The following is an 18,062-nucleotide window of genomic DNA, read 5'->3' on the forward strand; positions in this document are numbered from 1 at the left end:
GGCTAAGACCCCCTCATATGCGTATTCCCCTTGCTCGCGCGCTCGCGCTCGCCCTCGTTCCGGTGCTTGCCTTCTCGGTCGCAGGCTGCGCCAAGCGCGGCGTGAAGACTGACCTTCCCTATGTCGCGCGCGACGTGGGAACGCTCTATTCGGCGGGCAAGCAGCGGCTCGACCAGCGCCAGTACAAGCTTGCCGCAGCATTGTTCGACGAAGTCGAGCGCCAGCATCCCTATTCGGTCTGGGCGCGCCGCGCGCAGCTGATGGGCGCGTTCAGCTATTATCTGAACCAGGATTATTCCGAGGCGATCGCCTCGGCGCAGCGCTTCCTCGCGGTCCATCCGGGCAATCGCGATGCGCCTTATGCTTATTATCTGATCGGCCTCAGCTATTACGAGCAGATCGCCGACGTCACGCGCGACCAGAAGATCACGCAGCAGGCGCTCGATTCGCTGGGCGAGCTGACCCGCCGCTATCCAAACACCCGCTATGCCGCCGATGCGCGCCTCAAGATGGATCTCGTCCGCGACCATCTTGCGGGCAAGGAAATGGAGATCGGCCGCTTCTACGAAGGCCGCGGTCAATGGCTCGCCGCGACGACGCGCTTCCGCACCGTCGTCGACAATTACCAGATGACCACACACGTGCCCGAGGCGCTGCTGCGGCTGACCGAGGCCTATCTGGCGCTCGGCGTGCCGATGGAAGCGCAGAAGGCCGCCGCGGTGCTCGGCGCAAATTATCCCGGCACCGACTGGTACAAGCGCGCGTATGACCTGATGCAGAAGAATCAGGACAAGCTCGCCAAGGCGCAGAACCCCGCCGCGAGCTGATGCCCGGGGCGGCTTCCGTTCTTCCTCCGTTCCTGCAATAAGGCGCCGCGCATGTTGACGGCGCTCTCCATCCGCGATGTCGTCCTGATCGAGGCGCTGGACCTTGAGTTCGGCACCGGCCTCGGCGTGCTGACCGGCGAGACCGGCGCGGGCAAGTCGATCCTGCTCGATGCGCTGGGCCTTGCGCTCGGCGCGCGCGGCGAGAGCGGGCTGGTGCGCCAAGGGGCCGCGCAGGCCGCAGTCACCGCCAGCTTCGAGACTCCGCCGCCGGGCGGCGCGATCGCCAACGTGATGGCGCAGAACGGGCTCGACCTCGAACCCGGCGAGCCCTTGCTCGTCCGCCGCATCGTCAAGTCGGACGGCGGCAGCCGCGCCTTTATCAACGATCAGCCCGCCTCTGCCGGCCTGCTCCGCGAGCTCGCGCCGCATCTGGTCGAGATTCACGGCCAGCACGACGATCGCGGACTGCTCAACCCGCGCGGCCATCGTGCTCTGCTCGACAGTTTCGGGCGGCTCGATATCGGTCCCGTCGCCGTGGCGCATCGCGCGTGGCGCGAGGCCGAGGATGCGCTCGCGGTAGCCCGTGCCGAGCAGGACGTGGCCGAGCGCGACCGCGAATGGCTCGATCACGCCGTCACCGAACTCCGCGCGCTCGCACCCGAAGCGGGCGAGGAAGAGCGCCTCGCCGAGCGCCGCGCCACGATGCAGCGCGGCGAGAAGGTTGCCGACGAGCTTCAGACGATCGCGCAATTGCTCGAAGGATCGGAAGGCGGGCTCAGCCAGCTCCGCCAGGCCGCGCGCGTGCTCGAGCGGATCGCCGACAGCCATGACGCGCTTGCCGAGGCGCTCGCCGCGATCGATCGTGCGATCACCGAGGGTGCCGAGGCGCAGGACCGGATCGATTTCGCCGCCGAGGCGCTGGCCTTCGATCCCGCCGCGCTCGAGGCCGACGAGACGCGGCTGTTCGAGCTGCGCGGCGTCGCGCGCAAGCATCGCGTCCAGCCCGACGATCTTCCCGCGTTGCTGGAGGAATTGTCCGCCCGGCTAGATCGTGTCGAGAGTGGCGGTGCCGGCATTGCCCGGCTCGCGCTCGCCGTGGAGGAAACCCACCGCGCCTATCGCGAGGCCGGGCGCGCACTGTCCGCCGCGCGCGCCGGGGCGGCCGCGCGGCTCGATATCGCGGTTGAGGCCGAGCTCAAGCCGTTGAAGCTCGACGCCGCGCGCTTCCGCACCGTGGTCGAGCAAATCGACGAGGGGCAATGGTCGGCCGCGGGCATGGACCGGGTCGAATTCGAGGTCTCGACCAACCCGGGGGCGCCCTTCGCGCCGCTGATCAAGATCGCCAGCGGCGGCGAGCTTTCGCGCTTTATCCTCGCCTTGAAGGTCGCACTTGCCGAAGAGGGCGGCGCGGCGACACTGATCTTCGACGAGATCGATCGCGGCGTCGGCGGCGCGGTGGCCAGTGCGATCGGCGAGCGGCTCGCGCGGCTGTCGTCGAGCGCGCAGGTGCTCGTCGTGACGCACAGTCCGCAAGTGGCGGCGCGGGGCGCGCAGCATCTGCTGATCGCCAAGAGCCATGACGGCTTCGTCACTCGGACCGGCGTCACCCCGCTCGACGCCGCACAGCGCCGCGAGGAGATCGCCCGCATGCTCTCCGGCGCCGAGATCACCCCGGAAGCACGCGCCCAGGCGGAGCGCCTGCTCGCCGCCTGAACAAGGCGAACCTGAACGCTCCTTTCGCAGCTGCGACAAATCGCGACACAAAATGCGGGGCCATGGGACACTCCCGCGACACGGGCGCTTCATAACGCCTTTCGACCGCAGCCGCGGTCCAGTTGCAAAAGGAGAGTAACATGAAGAAGTTCTCGCTCGTTCTTGCCGGCCTCGGCATTGCCGCCGCGGCTGTCCCCGCCGCCGCCATCGCAGCCCCCGCGCCGCATTTCGCGAGCTATCAGGGCGGCTGGCAGAACATCAATGCGCGCCAGGCGAAGCTCGAGGCCCGCATCAACCAGGGCATCCGCTCGGGTTCGCTCACCCGCGCCGAAGCCGTTCGGCTCCGTGCGCAGTTCCGCGACCTCAGCCGCCTCGAGGCACGCTATCGTGCGAGCCGCCCCGGCCTGACGCTTGCCGAACGCCGCGATCTCGATCGCCGCTTCGATGCGCTCTCGGCGCGGATCCGCTTCGAGAAGCATGATCGCCAGGGATATCACGGCCGATAAGCGGCCTTGGCCGAAAGACCATGACGGGCTCCGCCAGCGACGGTGGGGCCCGTTCTACATCGGCCATGCTCCCCGTGCATTCGCTCCCGAAGGAAAATTAGGGCAGCAATTCAGACGCATTCCCTGTACAAGGTCGCCATGTACACCGTCTCCCAACCCCAGACCGATTCCGCGACGCTCCTCGTCGTCGACGACGATCACGACATCCGCCATCTGCTCGCGAACAGTCTCGGCGCGCGCGGCTTTCGGGTCGAAACCGCCGCCGATGCGCGCGGCATGGACGAAGTGCTCGCGCGCACGCCGGTCGATTGCGTGATCCTCGACATCATGATGCCGGGCGAGGACGGCCTGTCCGCGTGCCGCCGCATCGCGAAGCGCGAGGGACCCGAAGTCATCCTGCTGAGCGCGCTCGGCGAGGAGCAGGACCGCATCCTCGGGCTCGAGGTCGGTGCCGGCCATTATCTGCCCAAGCCGTGCAGCCCGCGCGAGATCCTCGCCACGGTGCGCGCGGCACTCCGCAAGCGCGGGACGAACCCTGCGCCGGTGAGCGAAGTCTACATGTTCGATGGCTGGAGGATCGATCTCGGCAGCCATGAGCTGTTCGATCCCGACGGCGTGCTGGTCGGGCTCACCGACGGCGAGTTCGCAGTGCTGCGCGTGTTCATCGAGCGGCCGCGGCGCGTGCTCTCGCGTGAGGCCTTGCTCCAGGCCGCGCGCGGCCCCGATTCGGACGCCTATGACCGTGCGATCGACGTGCAGGTCAGCCGCCTGCGGCGCAAGCTGCGTGCCGGCGCCGACGAGATCATCCGTACCGTCCGCAACGAAGGCTATCTGTTCGTGCCGCGAGTCGCGCGCGCATGATCCCAGCCGGGGGCGCGGCCCGATCGCCGCTGTTCCTGCGCATCTTCGTGCTGATGCTGGTCTGCGTCGCGGTGGTCCAGCTCATGAACCTCGCGCTGCTGGTCGCGGCCCAGACGCCCTCGGCCAAGCTCTATACCGTCGAGTACATCGTTCAGACCATGGAGCAAGGCCGCGATCCGGGTGGCGAACTGCAGGTCGAGCGCGTCGGGGACGTGCCGCCCGTGCCATGGAACCCGCGTAGCGAGCGTATCGGGGCGGCGCTGGCAACCGCGCTCGGCACGTCGGCCGACAAGGTGCGGATCAGTTTCCCCCCGCCTTTCCTCCAGCGTGAGCGCGTGTTCGAGCGCTCCGCCGTGCCGCGCCCTTCGCCGATCAGCCCCACGGTCGCGCGCAACGTCATCGTCATCGGTGGATTCTCGGCGGCGTGGCGCCAGCCCGACGGGCAATGGATCCGAGTCGAGCCTGTCGAGGCTTTCGAGCCGTGGCGCTGGTTCGTGCTGCTGTGGCTGATCGTCTCGGCGCTGGCCGTCGCGCCTTTCGCCTGGGCGCTCGCGCATCGCTTCGCCAAGCCGATCCGCGCCTTCGCCGCCGCCGCCGAACGACTGGGGCGCGATCCGCGCGCGCCACCGCTCGAGCTCGAAGGACCGGGCGAGATCGCCGAGGCGGCCGCTGCGTTCAACACGATGCAGGCGCGGCTCAATCGCTATGTCGACGATCGCACCACGGTGATCAGCGCAGTGGCGCACGATCTGCGCACGCCGCTGATGCGGCTCGGGCTCCGGCTCGAAGCCGCGCCCGACGATCTGCGCCGGGCGTGCGAAAGCGACATCCGCGACATGCAGGGGCTGGTCTCGACCGCGCTCGCTTATGTCCGCGATACCAGCGAAAAGCCGGTGCGGCGCCCGCTCGACCTGCGCTCGCTGACCGAGACGGTGGTCGATGATCTCGCCGATTGCGGGGAGGCGGTGACGCTCGCGCCCGGAGAGACCGTGGTACTCGACGGCAATCCCGCGGCGATCAAGGCATTGGTCACCAATCTGGTGACGAACGCGGTCAAATATGCCGGCGGCGCCGAAGTGACGCTCGATCGGGTGGATGGTCACGCAGTGCTGGAGGTGTGCGACCGCGGACCCGGCATCCCGCCCGAGGATCTCGACCATGTCTTCGAGCCGTTCTTCCGCGGCGAGCGTTCGCGCAACCGGGACACCGGCGGCGTCGGCCTCGGCCTGCCCAGCGCGCGGGCAGTGGCGCGCGCGCATGGCGGCGATGTCGAACTGGCCGACCGGCCAGGCGGCGGGCTGATCGCGACCGTGCGCCTGCCGATCTAGGTTGAGATCCCAAACGGACCGCTAACATATTTCCGTCATCCCGACCTTGAGCCGGGATCCCGCTTCTTCTGCTTGTCCGAAAGGCAGCGGGACCCCGGCTCAAGGCCGGGGTGACGAGGGAAGAATATGAGTCCTCAACCTGGCGCGAGACGATCTGCCGGGGCACCTCTCCGGCATACGACCATGAGGGGTCTTTCGCTCCCGTCCGCCATCATGATAGCGCTACCGCCTGCACGGCGGCAGATCGATTCACACGCGCGACGTGATGAACGATCGGCCAGCCCAAGCAGCGCGAGAGGAGAGGGTGATGAGCAACGGACAGAGCCGCCGCGAGATCCTGACCGGTTCGAGCGCCGCGCTGCTGGCGGCGACGCTGCCGGCATGCGGCTGGGCGCAGGAGCCGCCGAAACGCAAGCTGGGCTATGCGATCGTCGGGCTGGGCAGCTACGCCACCAACCAGATCATGCCGCGGCTGAAGGACTGCGAGTTCGCCAAGCTCTCCGCGCTGGTCAGCGGCACGCCCGAGAAGCTCGAGCGCTACGGCACCGAATACGGCATCCCCAAGACGCATCGCTACAGCTACGCCAATTACGACAGCATCCGCGACAATCCCGACATCGACCTGGTCTATGTCGTGCTGCCCAATGCGCTGCACGCCGAATATTCGATTCGCGCGAGCAAGGCGGGGAAGCATGTGCTGTGCGAGAAGCCGATGGCGGTGTCCTCGGCCGAATGCGAGGCGATGATCGCCGCCGCGAAGAAGGCCGGCAAGAAGCTGATGATCGGCTATCGCAGCCATTTCGAGCCGTATAACCGCCACGGCATCGAACTGATCAAGAACGGCTTCATCGGCCGCCCGCGGCTGATCACCTCCGAGCACGGCTTCACCATCCAGCCCAACCAGTGGCGGCTCGATCGGCCCTTGTCGGGCGGTGGATCGATGATGGACATCGGCATCTACAGCCTCAATGCCGCGCGCTATCTCGCGGGGGAGGAGCCGGTCGAAGTCAGCGCGATGGAATCGACCGACAGGGCCGACCCGCGCTTCCGCACTGTCGAGGACCGGATCGACTGGCAGATGCGCTTCCCCTCGGGCGCGCTGGCCGCGTGCGTGTCGAGCTACAGCTCGAACCACAATGCCTGGCGTGCCACCGGAGGCGATGGCTGGATCGGGATGGAGCCCGCAACGCCCTATGAAGGGCACCAGATGTGGACGCGCAAGAGAGGCAAGCCCGAGCAGGTGACGCTGCCGGTGCCGGCCAAGAACCAGTTCGTGGCGCAGCTCGATCACCTCGCCGAATGCGCGATGAGCGGCCGCGAGCCGATCGTCGCGGGCGAGGAAGGCCTGCGCGACATGCAGCTGATCGAGGCGATCTATCGCTCGGCGCGCGAGGGCAAGGCGATCCGGGTGGCCAAGGCGTGAAGGCGGACCCCAGGCAGCTTCTCACCACCAAACTCATCGAAATCCGCGTGGAGAGCGCCTGATGCCCGAGCCCTGGTACACGCTGGCGATCGTCGCCGCGAGCATCGCCGCGGTGATCGTGCTCGTCCTGCGCTTCAAGCTGCAGCCGTTCCTCGTCCTCCTGCTGGTGGCGTTGGTGACGGGACTGGCATTCGGCGGCGAGCCCCAGTCGGTGATCGCCGCGATCCGCAAGGGCACGGGCGAGGCACTCGGCTTCGTCGCGGTGGTGATCGGGCTCGGCGCCGTGCTCGGCGGGCTGCTCGAGGCGAGCGGCGGCGTCAACGCCATCGCACACCGCCTGCTCGACCTGTTCGGCGAGAAGCGCGTGCCCTGGGCGCTCACTGCGGTGGGCATCGTGGTCGGGGTGCCTCTGTTCTTCGACGTGGCCTTCATCATCCTCGCGCCCTTGCTCGCCACGCTGGCGATCCGCGCCGAGCGTCGGGTGACTTATTTCGCGCTGCCGCTGCTCGCCGGGCTGATGACGATGCACGCCTTGCTGCCGCCGCATCCGGGCCCGGTGGCGGTCGCCGAGCTGATCCACACCGATTACGGGCTGCTAGCTTTCTACGGCCTGATCTGCGGGATACCCTCGGCGCTCCTCGCCGGGCCGATCTTCGCGAAGATGTTCCACGGCGCGCCCGGTTTCGGCGATCAGGCACCGCCGCCGATGCTCGACGAAGGCGCGCCCCAGACCAACCCGATCGGCTTCTTGCCGGCATTGCTCGCGATGCTCTTCCCGCTCGCCTTGATCCTCATCGCGGCAGTGGCGGGGCAGGCGATGGCACCGGGCCCGGCCAAGACCTTCCTGCTCTTCCTCGGCCATCCTTTCACTGCGCTGATGCTCGCCGCCTTGTCGGTGACCGGCTGGCTCCGCGTGCGCGAAGGCGCATCCTGGGCGACGCTTTCGAAAATCATGACCCGCGCGCTCGAACCTGCCGGGCTGATGGTGCTGATCATCGGCGCGGGTGCGGCGTACAAGGAAGTGCTGATCGAATCGGGGGCGGGACAGCAGATCACCGCCCTGGTCACCGCGGCGCAGGTCTCGGTGCCGGTCTTCGCCTTCCTGCTCTCGGCGTTCGTCCGCATCGCGCAGGGCTCGGCCACCGTCGCGATGGTGACCGCCGCGGGGCTCGCCGGGCCGCTGATCACCGCGGCGGCGCTCAGCCCCAGTCGGATCGCATTGGTCACCATCGCGATCGGCGGCGGGGCCACGATCGCCAGCCACGTCAACGACACCGGCTTCTGGCTGGTGAAGCAATATCTGGGGCTGACCGAAGCACAGACCTTCCGCAGCTGGACGATCGGCGCCACGATCGCCGGGCTCACCAGCTTCGGAATCGCGCTGCTGATCTGGCCGTTCGTGTAAAGAGAGGGACATGACCAACTCCATCACGCGCCGCACCGCGCTCGCCGGAATGGCGGCGCTCCCCTTCGTCCCTGCGCTCGCACGCGCCAAAACCATCGGCAGCATCACTCGGCTCGATCCGGGCCTCGACGCCGTGATCGACGCGAACGCGCCGATCGAAGTGCTCGGCACCGGCTATCGATGGACCGAGGGCCCGGTCTGGGTGAAAAACGGCGGCTATCTGCTCTTCTCCGACGTGCCGGCGAACATCGCCTATCGCTGGAAGCAGGGTGAGGGCATCACGCCGTTCCTGAACCCGTCGGGACTGGTCGGGCCAATCCCGGCCGGCATCCGCGAGGCAGGATCGAATGGCCTCGGAATCGATGCGCAGGGGCGGCTGATCATCGCCGATTCGGGAACGCGCGCGATCGCCGCGCTTGATCTCGCCACCAAACGCCGGAAGATCCTCGCCGATCGCTATGAGGGCAAGCGCTTCAACAGCTGCAACGATGTCGCGTTCGGGCGCGACGGCGCGATCTACTTCACCGATCCGCCTTACGGCCTCACCGAAGGCGACACTTCGCCGCTCAAGGAGCTGGCGTTCAACGGCGTGTTCCGGCTCGATCGCGACGGCAAGGTCCGGGTGATCGACGACACGCTCAAGCGCCCCAACGGCATCGGCCTCTGCCCCAAAAAGACCACGCTCTACGTCGCGATGTCGGATGAGGCGCGGCCGCAGATCCTCGCATACCCGCTGGGTGCCGACGGCATGCCGCGCGCCGCGCCGACCGTCTTCCACGATTTCAGCGAGCCCTTGAGTCGGAAGCTTCCTGGGATGCCCGACGGGCTCGAGGTCGACAGGGCCGGCCGGCTGTTCGCCAGCGGGCCCGGCGGTATCTATGTCCTCTCGCCCGAAGGCAAGGCGCTCGGCCTGATCGCCACCGGCAAGGCAACCGCCAATTGCGCGTTCGGCGAGGATGGCAGGACCTTGTTCCTCACGTCGAGCGACATGCTCGCCCGCGTCCGGCTGAAGAGCTCGGGCTGGTAGAGCCGGGGATCGCCGCCTAGATCGGGGGCATGTCCGAACCCGAGGCGATTCCCGCGGCCACCGTGATCGTGATGCGCGAGACCGCTGACGGTCCGCCCGAATTGCTGATCGTCGAGCGTGCGCGGGCGATGTCGTTCGCCGGCGGCGCACTGGTGTTTCCCGGCGGGCGTGTCGATCCGGGCGACCATGTGCTGGCGATGACGCTGGACGGGGACCCCGAAGACCTCGCCGCGCGCATCGCCGCGGTGCGCGAGACGATCGAGGAAGCCGGCGTCGCAATCGGCGTGACGGTCCCCGCCACGGCGATCCCCGATCTCCAGCGGCGCCTCTATGCCGGCGAGGCGATGGGGGCATTGCTCGACGAGGTCGGGGGCGCGCTCGATCTCGCCGCGCTGGTACCGTTCGCACGCTGGCTGCCCGCGGGGGTCCATCACAAGGTGTTCGACACGCGCTTCTATCTCGCCCGGGCGCCGCAAGACGCCGAGCCGGTGGTCGACGGCAACGAGAATGTCCGCGTCTTCTGGGCCTCGGCGCGCGCGGTGCTCGACGCGGCCGATCGCGGCGAGGCCATGATCATCTTCCCCACCCGTCGCAATCTCGAACGGCTCGCATTGTTCGCCAGCTTCGCCGATGCGGCGGCCGATGCCCGGGCGCATCCGGTGCGCACGATCACGCCGTGGATGGAGGCGCGCGACGATGGCCGGCACCTCTGCATCCCCGACGACCTCGGCTATCCGGTCACGTCGGAGCCGCTGGCGCAAGCGATCCGCGCATGAGGACGATCCGCCAGGCGGTCCTCGCCGTCATCGCCTTCGCGGTGCTGCTGGGCCTCTTCTTCACGATCTACGCGCTGGTGCGAAACCGGCCGCAGGACCTGCCCTGGACGCGGCTCGATCTGGGCCAGCCGATCGGCGCCTTCACCGGGCGCAAGCTCGCCGGCCTGACCGACAATTTCGCCGAATGCCGCGCGCTGCTCCAGTCGGCGGGGGTGCGCTACACGATCCTGCCGGCGGTGAAGTCGGGTGAGCGATGCGGCTATGCGGATGGGCTTCGCTTCACGCCGGGCGGCACCCAGCAGATCGAATTCAGTCCGGCGCGGCTCGGCGTCTCCTGCCCCGTGGCGGCCGGTCTGGCGATGTGGGAGTGGAACGTCCTTCAGCCCGCCGCGCAGAAGCATTTCGGCGCGCGGGTCGAGCGGATCGAGCATCTCGGCAGCTATTCGTGCCGCCGCATCTACGGCCGCAGCGCAGGCGACTGGAGCGAGCACGCCACCGCGGACGCGATCGACGTCGCCGGCTTCAGGCTTTCGGACGGCACGCATATCCGCGTGCTCGGCGATTGGGAGAGCGGGGGAGCGAAGGCGGCGTTCCTGCGCGACGTGCGCACCGGCGGGTGCAGATTATTCTCGACGGTACTGTCGCCCGATTACAACGCGGCGCACCGCGATCACTTGCATCTCGACCAGGCGACACGCGGGGAAATGGGGTGGCGGACCTGCCGGTGAGGGCAGGCCCGCGCGAAGATCAGTGCGGAAGCGCCGCCGCGTCGACCTTCTCCACCCATTGCGGGAAGAAAGCCGGCTGGCGGTTCGACCAGCCCGAGGCGGTCGCCGCGGCTTCGCTGATCGACTGGAGCAATTTCCGGCGCAGATCCGGGTGCAAATGCGGCAGCGCCGCCGCCGAGCAGAAGGCCGAAGGGAGCCACGGCCGGACCTCGGCGCCGATCAGCCGCTCATAGAGGAAGCGATAGGCCGAAAAGGTGGTGAGGCGGCCCTGGCCGAGGTCGAACGCCGACACGGTTACCAGCGGTGCCATGAACGGCTCGATCGAATCGAGATCGCTATCCTCGGGCATCAGCGCGCGAAGCTCGGGGATGCGCTCGTACATGTGCGCCTGGGCGCGGATGCTCGCCGCCTCGACCACGTCGCGCGACCAGCGCTCCAGCGCGTCCTCGCGTTCGAGCCCGATGTCGAGCGCGCGGCGGACATAACGCTGCGTAGCCGCGCTGAACCCCGCGAATTCCTTCATTTCGGCCAGCGTCATGGCGCCTTCGGCCGGCTTCATTCTCGATGCCATCACCTTAACTCCCACCCCACTCAATCCCCGACGGTGATCATGCGACAGAATGGTTAACGCGCCGCTTAATCAGCCGTTGGCTCCCGTTCATTATAGGAATCGAAAAGGTGTTGCGGCGCAACATCGCTGCGATGAATCGAGTCGGCTCCTGTGGAAAACCCGCAGGCTGATGCTCTTGCGCAACAATCGGACTTTTACGGAGCCTCGCCCGGTGTGCGGCGGGGAATTAAGAAAGTATAAACCTTTGAAGGGAGCCAAAGCCGCTGTTTTCCGCGGTTTTTTGGCCAGTTCCTTCAACCCGTCGGTTCGTCGCAACGGTTCGTCCGATCGGTGGGCCGCAGGGCTGTACCGGCGTCCTATGTTGCGGTTAGCAACAATCAACAGCTTGATTCCTGACCGGGGGGTCCATGAAGTTTCGTGTTCTCGCAGCGCGTTTTGCGCTGATGGCGGTTTGCGCCCTGATGACTTCGGTGCCCGCCCAGGCGAAGAGCGCCTATCTCCAGTGCGTGCCTTATGCCCGTCAGGTTTCCGGCGTGAACATTCGCGGCAATGCCTGGACGTGGTGGGAACAGGCCGCCGGCCGTTACGAGCGCGGCGCCACTCCCAAGGTCGGCGCAGTGATGTCGTTCAAGAAGACCGCGCGGAACCCGTTCGGCCATGTCGCGATGGTTTCGGAAATCGTCAGCGACCGCGAAGTGCTGCTCACCCATGCGAACTGGTCGCGCCGCGGCGGCATCGAGCGCAACGTCCGCGCCGTCGACGTCTCGGCAGCCGGTGACTGGAGCGAAGTCCGCGTCTGGTTCGCGCCGCTCGGCGATCTCGGCACCTCGACCTACCCGATCAACGGCTTCATCTATTCGGACGGCGCGCCGGACGCATTTGCCGCACCGCAGATGGCGAAGAAGGCCGATCCGATCGTCGTCGCCTCGCTGAACCTCGATCTCAGCGATCTCAAGCCCGAGACCGCCGCGAACTAAGCTTTCGCCGTGAACGTCAGCGCCACGCCGTTCATGCAATAGCGCTTGCCCGTGGGCTGGGGCCCGTCGTCGAAGACATGGCCGAGATGCCCGCCGCAGCGGCGGCACAGGACCTCGGTCCGCGCCATCCCCAGGGTCCGGTCGCTCTTCGTGACCACTGCATTGGGCAAAGCCGCATAGAAACTCGGCCATCCCGTTCCGCTGTCGAACTTGGTCGACGAGGCGAACAGCGGCAGCGCGCACCCCGCACAGGAAAACGTCCCCGCGCGATGCTCGCGATTGAGCGGGCTCGTCCCCGGAAACTCGGTCGCGCCCTGCCGCAACGTCCGATAGGCGGCGGGGCTCAGCCGCTTCTTCCACTCGGCATCGGTGAGCGTGAAGGCGAAATGCTGCGCCGCCTCGGCGGGCACGCCACCGCATGCCGCGGTGATCGCGCCGAGTCCGGCAACGGTGAGGAGCGTGCGGCGATCGGTCTGCATGCCCGATATGTGGGGCGTGCGCCGCACTCCCGCAACGTCAGCCGATCGCGCTCAGATGCTCGTACAGGATCACCGAACCGATCGTGATCAGCGCGATGCCGCCCAGTATCTCGACCGTGCGCCCCAGCCGCGCTCCCGCCACGCGCCCGATGCTCAGCCCGATCGTCGTCATCGTGAAGGTCGCCAGCCCGATCGCCGCGGCGATCACGAGGATGTTCTCGCCTACCAGAGCGAGCGACACGCCCACCGCCGCCGCGTCGATGCTCGTGCCGATCGCGGTTGCTACGAGCACCAACCCGCCGCGCCATCCCGGTGCCGCGGCTGCCGGCGTATCCTCGGCCTCGTCCCGGCGCGCGGCTTCCCAGATCATCCGCGCGCCGACCACGCCGAGGATCGCGAACGCAATCCAGTGATCGATCGCGCCGACGAAGCTCGCGGTGGCGAGTCCCGCCGCAAAGCCGAGCAGCGGCGTGATCGCCTCGACCGCACCGAACACCAGCCCGCCCTTCACCGCGCCGGCGAAATCGGGCCGCGTCGAGGCGCCGCGCGCGATCGATGCGGCAAAGGCGTCGGCGGACATGCTGAGCGAAAGCGCGACGATACCGAAAGGGGACATTCACGAACCTCACCGGACGAGCGACAGCGGCATCGGTCCCGGCCGGTGCGGGTCCGATGCACGCTGGTCTCGCAAGGCGAACTAGGTTCGCTGATCGCGCCATGCGCCGAAGCGCAAGTATGTTGACGCGATCTCGGCTTCAGAGCCGAAAGCTACTCCCCAACAAAGGGGCGTCTAGCAAAGCGCCGATTTTCCGCAAGCGCGAAAGGGCTCAATAGCGGCTGAGCTCCACCGGCATCTTCCTGTAGCCATGGACGAAGCACGCCGCGACGCGCTCGGGCTCGCGCAGCACATTTACGCGCAGCCGCCGCTTCGCCATTTCCTCGAGCAATATCCCGATCTGCAGCTCGGCGAGCCGCGCGCCGACGCAGCGATGGATGCCATGCCCGAAAGCGAGGTGGCGCCGCGCATTCCCGCGGTCGACGATGATCTTGTCGGCATTGGGGAACATGCTCTCGTCGCGATTGGCCGAGAGATACCAGAGCGCCAATTTGTCGCCCGCGCAGATCTGCTGCCCTTCCAGCTCGCTGTCCTGTGTCGCTGTCCGCCGCATATGCGCGAGCGGCGTCTGCCAGCGGATGATCTCCTGCACCGCATTGGGGATCAGCGCCGGATCGGCCTCCAGCTTCGCCCGTTCGTCGGGGAATTGTTCGAGCCCCCAGGCGTAAGCGCTCATCGAATTGCGCGTCGTATCATTGCCGCCGACGATCAGCAGGATGAGGTTCCCGAGGAACTCCATCTGATCCATGTGGCTCATCGCGTCCGAATGGATCATCATCGAAATGAGGTCCGGGGTCGGCTCCTTGCCCAATTTTCCCTGCCACAGATTGCCGAAATAGGCGGCGCATTCGAACAGGATGTTGCGGCGCTCTTCCTTGCGCACCGGATCCTTGGCGATCTCGATGTCGCCCGCCCAGTCGGACCAATAGGTCAGCAGCCGCCGTTCCTCCCACGGGAAGTCGAACAGGATCGCCAGCATCTGCGTGGTCAGCTCGATCGAGACGGTGTCGACCCAGTCGAACTCCTGTCCCACCGGCAGCGAATCGAGGATCTCGGCGCTGCGGGTGCGGATATTGTCGTTCATCCGCACCATTTCCGACGGCGTGAACGCCGGGGCCACGGTCCGTCGCTGGCCGGTATGCTTGGGTCGGTCCATCGCGATGAACATCGGCATCTTGATGTCGCCTTCCTGCAGGTCGGCGATGGTGATCCCGCCCGCTTCGGACGAATAGAGATCGGGCAGCGACTCGACCTGGACGATCGGCTTGTAGGAAGAGACCGACCAATAAGGGCCGAAGGCGCTGTGCTCGGTATAATATACCGGAGCCTTCTCCCGCAGCTCGCGGAACGGCGCCTGCCAGACATCGTCGCGATAGAGCTCGGCGCGGCTCATATCGAGCGGATCCATGGCCTTTTCCGGGCTCGACTCAGTCGCAAGCGTAGCCATTCCGCCTCTCCTTTTCGCGGAGAGGAGAACCTTAACTGACAGTCATGTCAATAGCGGGTTGCTCGACCTGCCGCTTGCTGCGCTTCGGGCTGCCCGACTTGAGCACGCCGCGCCGGAACAGCCGTGCCGCCACCGTCACGGTGATCGCCACCCACAGCATCTGCCAGACGAGCGCCACCGCGTGCGGCCACAATATCGGGGAGTTCGCCGCGTGCGCCGCCATCGCCAGCGGCGAGCTGAACGGGAAGATCTCTGCGGCGCGCGCCAGCCAGCTGTCGGCATGGCCGGCGGCATAGGAAGCGAAGCCGAGCATCGAGAACTGGAAGATCGTGATCGGCAGCGACAGCATCTGGATCTCGCGCTGGGTGCCCGCCAGCGATCCCACGCCAAGGAACACCGCGCTTTGCAGCATGTACGCCATGGTGAAATAGACGACGAACAGCAGGGGGAAGATCGGTCCCACCGCGGTGCTCAGATTGCCCAGCTCGGCGGCGAACCCCGCCGGCACCACCTTGGGCAGCTGCGCGATCAGCGTCCCCCAGAAGCACACGAACAGCAGCGCCGATCCGAACGCGCCGAGCAGCTTGCCGAAGAACACGCTCTCCAGGGGGATCGCGGCGGCGAGCACTTCGATGACCTTGTTCGATCGTTCCTCGGCCATCGCCCCCACGGCCTGGCCCGAGAGCATCAGCGTCAGGAAGAAGATGCCGAGCGCGGCGAAATAGGCCGCCTGGCTGCGCCCTCCGGTGGTTGCCTGGCCGGAGGTCACCTCAACGACATGGGCCTTGCTCAATTGCTTCGCGCCGCCGCTGCGTTCGGCACGCAGCGTCTGCTCGGCAAGCTGCGTCAGATAGACTCCTTCGGCATAGCCCGAAGGCCTGCGCAGGATGTGCGGCCGATCGAGCGGACCATAAAGCACCGCCGTCACATCGAACTGGCTGCTGTCCAGCAAGGCGCGGGCCTGCGCGGGCACATCGTCGCCTGGACCCTCGATCCGCAGCGACGGGCGTGCCGTCGGTACGGTGAAGACCTGGCGCAATTGCTTGTCGACCGCGACGATCTCGTCCGCTTTGTCGGGGGCGGCGATCACGACGATGCGCTGGCGCTCCTCGCCACCGCCCGCGGCGCTCGACGCACTCATGCTGCCGACGACGCCGAAGCCGATCATCAGCAACGGGCTCAGCAGGAAGAGCAGGAAGGTCGGCGTCATCACCGTCGCGGTGAAGTCGCGGCGCGCCACGGTGAGCGTCTGGCGGAGCATGCGTCCGAATTTCATGCCGCCTGCTCCAGCGCTTCCGGGCCGACGATGCGGACGAACGCGTCGTGCAGCCCCGGTCGCTCGATCGACAGCCCCGAAATGCCGTAGCCCGCATCGATCAACCGGACGAGCAGCGCCTCGATCCCCTCAGGCGGCACGGTGAAACGCCAGCTTCCATTCTCGCGTTCAGCGTCTGGCGGCAGCAGCGCGCCCGCGGTGTCGGCATGATGATGCGGGGTGTAATGCGCCTTGAGCGGCAGCATCGCGCGCGCCTCGTTCACCGTGCCTTCGAATTTCACCACCCCACCGGCGATGATCGACAGCCGGTCGCACAGCCGCTCGGCATGCGCCATGACGTGGGTCGAGAACAGGATCGTCGCGCCGCGGTCGCGCTGGCCGCGGATCAGTTTCTCGAGCCGTTCCTGATTGACCGGATCGAGCCCGGAAAAGGGCTCGTCGAGCACCAGCAATTCGGGCTCGTGCACCACCGATCCGAGCAGTTGGACGAGCTGCGCCATGCCCTTGGAGAGCTTGCGGATCTTGTCGTCGGCGGCATGGCCGAGCCCAGCCGCTTCGAGCAATTCGCCTGCGCGCTTGCGCCCCACGCTCCAGGGCAGTCCGCGCAATGCGCCCATGAACGCGATCGCCTCGCGGCACTTCATGTTGGGATAGAGCCCGCGCTCCTCGGGCAGATAGCCGACCCGATCGCTCGCATCGCGCGGCGCAGCGCAGCCGAGCAGCATGCGTTCGCCCTCGTCCGGCTCGATGATCCCGAGCAGCATGCGCAGCGTCGTCGTCTTGCCCGCGCCATTGGGCCCGAGCACGCCATAGATCAGCCCCCTGGGCACCGCGATGCTCACCCCGTCGACCGCGCGTCTGTCGCCGAAGCGTTTGACGAGGCCGGTGGCGCTTACCGCCAGATCACTGTTCAAATGGGTGCCCTCCGTTGTGCTTCGTGGTAGCGGGTGCGCGTGCGCGAAGACAAGCCACTCGAAGACCGGATCAAGGAGAAGGCGGCCGAAATCGGTTTCGCTGATTGCGGAATCGCGCGCGCCGATGCCGCGCCCGCGGCGGGCGAGCGGCTGCGCCAATGGCTGGCGGAGGGCCGTCACGGCTCGATGATCTGGATGGAGGAGCGCGCGCATCACCGCGAGAGCCCGGCCTCGCTCTGGCCCGAAGTGCGCTCGGTGATAGCGCTCGGGATGAGTTATGCGCCCTCGGTCGATCCGCTTGCGCTGGCCGAAGAAGGGGAGGTGGGCCGCATCTCGGTCTATGCCCAGGGCGGCGATTATCACGATCTCATCAAGCGCCGGCTGAAGGAACTCGCGCGCTGGCTGGTCGCCACGGCTCCGGGCGCCGATATGAAGGTGTTCGTCGATACCGCACCGGTGATGGAGAAGCCGCTGTCCGAGGCGGCGGGTCTCGGCTGGCAGGGAAAGCACACCAATCTCGTCAGCCGCAGCCACGGCAGCTGGCTGTTCCTCGGTGCGATCTACACCACGCTCGATCTCGTGCCCGATCGCGCCGGCCGCTCAACCTGCGGCAGCTGCGACGCGTGCCAGACCGCCTGTCCGACCGACGCGTTTCCGGCGCCGTACCGGCTCGATGCCCGGCGCTGCATCTCCTACCTCACGATCGAGCACAAAGGCCCGATCCCGCTCGAATTCCGCGAGAATATAGGCAATCGCATCTATGGCTGCGACGATTGCCTGGCGGTCTGTCCGTGGAACAAGTTCGCCGCGGCCGCCCAGGCCAATCTCGCCTTCGCGCCGCGTGCCGAGCTGACCGCGCCGATGCTCGCCGACCTCCTCGCGCTCGACGATGCCGGTTTCCGCGAAGTCTTCGCCGGATCACCGATCAAGCGCATCGGCCGCGATCGGATGGTACGCAATTGCCTGATCGCCGCGGGGAATAGCGGCAGCGCGGTACTGATGGCGCCGATCCGGGCGCTGCTTGATGATCCTGACGAGGTCATCCGCGATGCGGCGCAATGGGCGCTGGAACGGCTTGGACAGGCGCCACCCGAGTCCTGAGTTCCTCCCTCGCGCACCGGGGGATGGGGACCACGAAGTGGTGGAGGGGGCTTGGCCGCAGGCGATGCGCTTGCGGCTGCGCCCCCT

The 18,062-nt window shown here is 67.3% G+C and carries 18 protein-coding genes and 1 riboswitch; of the genes, 12 read left to right on the forward strand and 6 right to left on the reverse strand.

Annotated features, from left to right (window positions below; translation table 11 throughout):
* Nucleotides 1–17: 17 nt before the first annotated feature.
* The 10 genes from ASE13_RS02215 to ASE13_RS02260 all read left to right on the forward strand — a co-directional run bounded on the left by ASE13_RS02215 (nucleotide 18) and on the right by ASE13_RS02260 (nucleotide 10,594).
* Nucleotides 18–827 carry an outer membrane protein assembly factor BamD gene (locus ASE13_RS02215; protein ID WP_056610814.1) on the forward strand — a complete coding sequence of 270 codons (810 nt, stop codon included), beginning with the start codon at nucleotides 18–20 and terminating at the stop codon, nucleotides 825–827.
* A 51-nt stretch (nucleotides 828–878) separates the two neighbouring features.
* Complete coding sequence (gene recN, locus ASE13_RS02220; RefSeq protein WP_056610817.1) at nucleotides 879–2,540, forward strand: DNA repair protein RecN; 1,662 nt, start codon at nucleotides 879–881, stop codon at nucleotides 2,538–2,540.
* A 140-nt stretch (nucleotides 2,541–2,680) separates the two neighbouring features.
* Complete coding sequence (locus ASE13_RS02225) at nucleotides 2,681–3,046, forward strand: hypothetical protein (RefSeq protein WP_056610820.1); 366 nt, start codon at nucleotides 2,681–2,683, stop codon at nucleotides 3,044–3,046.
* Between the two features lie 138 nt (nucleotides 3,047–3,184).
* Nucleotides 3,185–3,907, forward strand: a complete 723-nt coding sequence (locus ASE13_RS02230) for a response regulator (RefSeq protein WP_056610823.1) — start codon at nucleotides 3,185–3,187, stop codon at nucleotides 3,905–3,907.
* Nucleotides 3,904–5,235, forward strand: coding sequence for an ATP-binding protein (locus tag ASE13_RS02235; protein ID WP_056610826.1), 1,332 nt, complete (start codon nucleotides 3,904–3,906; stop codon nucleotides 5,233–5,235). The genes ASE13_RS02230 and ASE13_RS02235 overlap by 4 nt, the downstream gene beginning before the upstream one ends.
* Before the next feature lie 307 nt (nucleotides 5,236–5,542).
* A complete protein-coding gene (locus ASE13_RS02240) occupies nucleotides 5,543–6,658 on the forward strand; it encodes a Gfo/Idh/MocA family protein (RefSeq protein WP_056610827.1) in 1,116 nt (371 codons plus the stop codon).
* 61 nt (nucleotides 6,659–6,719) lie between these two features.
* A complete protein-coding gene (locus ASE13_RS02245) occupies nucleotides 6,720–8,063 on the forward strand; it encodes a gluconate:H+ symporter (RefSeq protein WP_056610832.1) in 1,344 nt (447 codons plus the stop codon).
* A 10-nt stretch (nucleotides 8,064–8,073) separates the two neighbouring features.
* Nucleotides 8,074–9,090, forward strand: a complete 1,017-nt coding sequence (locus ASE13_RS02250) for an SMP-30/gluconolactonase/LRE family protein (RefSeq protein ID WP_056610835.1) — start codon at nucleotides 8,074–8,076, stop codon at nucleotides 9,088–9,090.
* Between the two features lie 29 nt (nucleotides 9,091–9,119).
* A complete protein-coding gene (locus ASE13_RS02255; RefSeq protein WP_056610838.1) occupies nucleotides 9,120–9,866 on the forward strand; it encodes an NUDIX hydrolase in 747 nt (248 codons plus the stop codon).
* Nucleotides 9,863–10,594: an extensin family protein gene (locus ASE13_RS02260; protein WP_056610841.1), complete on the forward strand. Its 732-nt coding sequence runs from the start codon at nucleotides 9,863–9,865 to the stop codon at nucleotides 10,592–10,594. The genes ASE13_RS02255 and ASE13_RS02260 overlap by 4 nt, the downstream gene beginning before the upstream one ends.
* A 19-nt stretch (nucleotides 10,595–10,613) precedes the next feature.
* On the opposite strand, the gene ASE13_RS02265 is transcribed toward ASE13_RS02260, so the two are convergent.
* A complete protein-coding gene (locus ASE13_RS02265) occupies nucleotides 10,614–11,165 on the reverse strand; it encodes a hypothetical protein (RefSeq protein WP_056610844.1) in 552 nt (183 codons plus the stop codon).
* Nucleotides 11,166–11,572: 407 nt separating this feature from the next.
* Between ASE13_RS02265 and ASE13_RS02270 the strand changes: the two genes are divergently transcribed.
* On the forward strand, nucleotides 11,573–12,142 hold the full coding sequence (locus ASE13_RS02270; RefSeq protein WP_056610848.1) for a CHAP domain-containing protein: 570 nt from the start codon (nucleotides 11,573–11,575) through the stop codon (nucleotides 12,140–12,142).
* On the opposite strand, the gene msrB is transcribed toward ASE13_RS02270, so the two are convergent.
* From msrB to ASE13_RS02295, 5 genes are all read right to left on the reverse strand, one after another.
* Nucleotides 12,139–12,621 (reverse strand): peptide-methionine (R)-S-oxide reductase MsrB, encoded by a 483-nt coding sequence (msrB, locus tag ASE13_RS02275; RefSeq protein ID WP_056610851.1) that lies wholly within the window; start codon nucleotides 12,619–12,621, stop codon nucleotides 12,139–12,141. The genes ASE13_RS02270 and msrB overlap by 4 nt on opposite strands.
* A 37-nt stretch (nucleotides 12,622–12,658) precedes the next feature.
* On the reverse strand, nucleotides 12,659–13,237 hold the full coding sequence (locus tag ASE13_RS02280) for a manganese efflux pump MntP family protein (protein ID WP_056610853.1): 579 nt from the start codon (nucleotides 13,235–13,237) through the stop codon (nucleotides 12,659–12,661).
* A riboswitch (yybP-ykoY riboswitch) is annotated at nucleotides 13,206–13,407 on the reverse strand. It overlaps the preceding gene by 32 nt.
* Nucleotides 13,408–13,448: 41 nt before the next feature.
* Nucleotides 13,449–14,684, reverse strand: a complete 1,236-nt coding sequence (locus ASE13_RS02285) for a cytochrome P450 (protein ID WP_056610856.1) — start codon at nucleotides 14,682–14,684, stop codon at nucleotides 13,449–13,451.
* 31 nt (nucleotides 14,685–14,715) lie between these two features.
* Nucleotides 14,716–15,960, reverse strand: coding sequence for an ABC transporter permease (locus tag ASE13_RS02290; RefSeq protein WP_056610860.1), 1,245 nt, complete (start codon nucleotides 15,958–15,960; stop codon nucleotides 14,716–14,718).
* Entirely contained in the window at nucleotides 15,957–16,874 is a 918-nt protein-coding gene (locus ASE13_RS02295; protein ID WP_056610863.1) for an ABC transporter ATP-binding protein, read from the reverse strand. Before ASE13_RS02295 ends, ASE13_RS02290 begins: the two co-directional genes overlap by 4 nt.
* A gap of 39 nt (nucleotides 16,875–16,913) precedes the next feature.
* On the opposite strand from ASE13_RS02295, the gene queG reads away from it, so the two are divergent.
* A complete protein-coding gene (gene queG / locus ASE13_RS02300) occupies nucleotides 16,914–17,975 on the forward strand; it encodes a tRNA epoxyqueuosine(34) reductase QueG (RefSeq protein WP_056614583.1) in 1,062 nt (353 codons plus the stop codon).
* The last annotated feature ends 87 nt before the right edge of the window (nucleotides 17,976–18,062 follow it).

This window comes from Sphingomonas sp. Root241 (assembly GCF_001428865.1).
Classification (GTDB): Bacteria; Pseudomonadota; Alphaproteobacteria; order Sphingomonadales; family Sphingomonadaceae; genus Sphingomonas.

What these genes read in the sequence shown, in the direction of transcription:
- ASE13_RS02215 (WP_056610814.1), top strand. Translation starts at nt 18, where the DNA reads ATGCGTATTCCCCTTGCTCGCGCGCTCGCGCTCGCCCTCGTTCCGGTG.
- recN (WP_056610817.1), top strand. Translation starts at nt 879, where the DNA reads ATGTTGACGGCGCTCTCCATCCGCGATGTCGTCCTGATCGAGGCGCTG.
- ASE13_RS02225 (WP_056610820.1), top strand. Translation starts at nt 2,681, where the DNA reads ATGAAGAAGTTCTCGCTCGTTCTTGCCGGCCTCGGCATTGCCGCCGCG.
- ASE13_RS02230 (WP_056610823.1), top strand. Translation starts at nt 3,185, where the DNA reads ATGTACACCGTCTCCCAACCCCAGACCGATTCCGCGACGCTCCTCGTC.
- ASE13_RS02235 (WP_056610826.1), top strand. Translation starts at nt 3,904, where the DNA reads ATGATCCCAGCCGGGGGCGCGGCCCGATCGCCGCTGTTCCTGCGCATC.
- ASE13_RS02240 (WP_056610827.1), top strand. Translation starts at nt 5,543, where the DNA reads ATGAGCAACGGACAGAGCCGCCGCGAGATCCTGACCGGTTCGAGCGCC.
- ASE13_RS02245 (WP_056610832.1), top strand. Translation starts at nt 6,720, where the DNA reads ATGCCCGAGCCCTGGTACACGCTGGCGATCGTCGCCGCGAGCATCGCC.
- ASE13_RS02250 (WP_056610835.1), top strand. Translation starts at nt 8,074, where the DNA reads ATGACCAACTCCATCACGCGCCGCACCGCGCTCGCCGGAATGGCGGCG.
- ASE13_RS02255 (WP_056610838.1), top strand. Translation starts at nt 9,120, where the DNA reads ATGTCCGAACCCGAGGCGATTCCCGCGGCCACCGTGATCGTGATGCGC.
- ASE13_RS02260 (WP_056610841.1), top strand. Translation starts at nt 9,863, where the DNA reads ATGAGGACGATCCGCCAGGCGGTCCTCGCCGTCATCGCCTTCGCGGTG.
- ASE13_RS02265 (WP_056610844.1), bottom strand. Translation starts at nt 11,165, where the DNA reads ATGGCATCGAGAATGAAGCCGGCCGAAGGCGCCATGACGCTGGCCGAA.
- ASE13_RS02270 (WP_056610848.1), top strand. Translation starts at nt 11,573, where the DNA reads ATGAAGTTTCGTGTTCTCGCAGCGCGTTTTGCGCTGATGGCGGTTTGC.
- msrB (WP_056610851.1), bottom strand. Translation starts at nt 12,621, where the DNA reads ATGCAGACCGATCGCCGCACGCTCCTCACCGTTGCCGGACTCGGCGCG.
- ASE13_RS02280 (WP_056610853.1), bottom strand. Translation starts at nt 13,237, where the DNA reads ATGTCCCCTTTCGGTATCGTCGCGCTTTCGCTCAGCATGTCCGCCGAC.
- ASE13_RS02285 (WP_056610856.1), bottom strand. Translation starts at nt 14,684, where the DNA reads ATGGCTACGCTTGCGACTGAGTCGAGCCCGGAAAAGGCCATGGATCCG.
- ASE13_RS02290 (WP_056610860.1), bottom strand. Translation starts at nt 15,960, where the DNA reads ATGAAATTCGGACGCATGCTCCGCCAGACGCTCACCGTGGCGCGCCGC.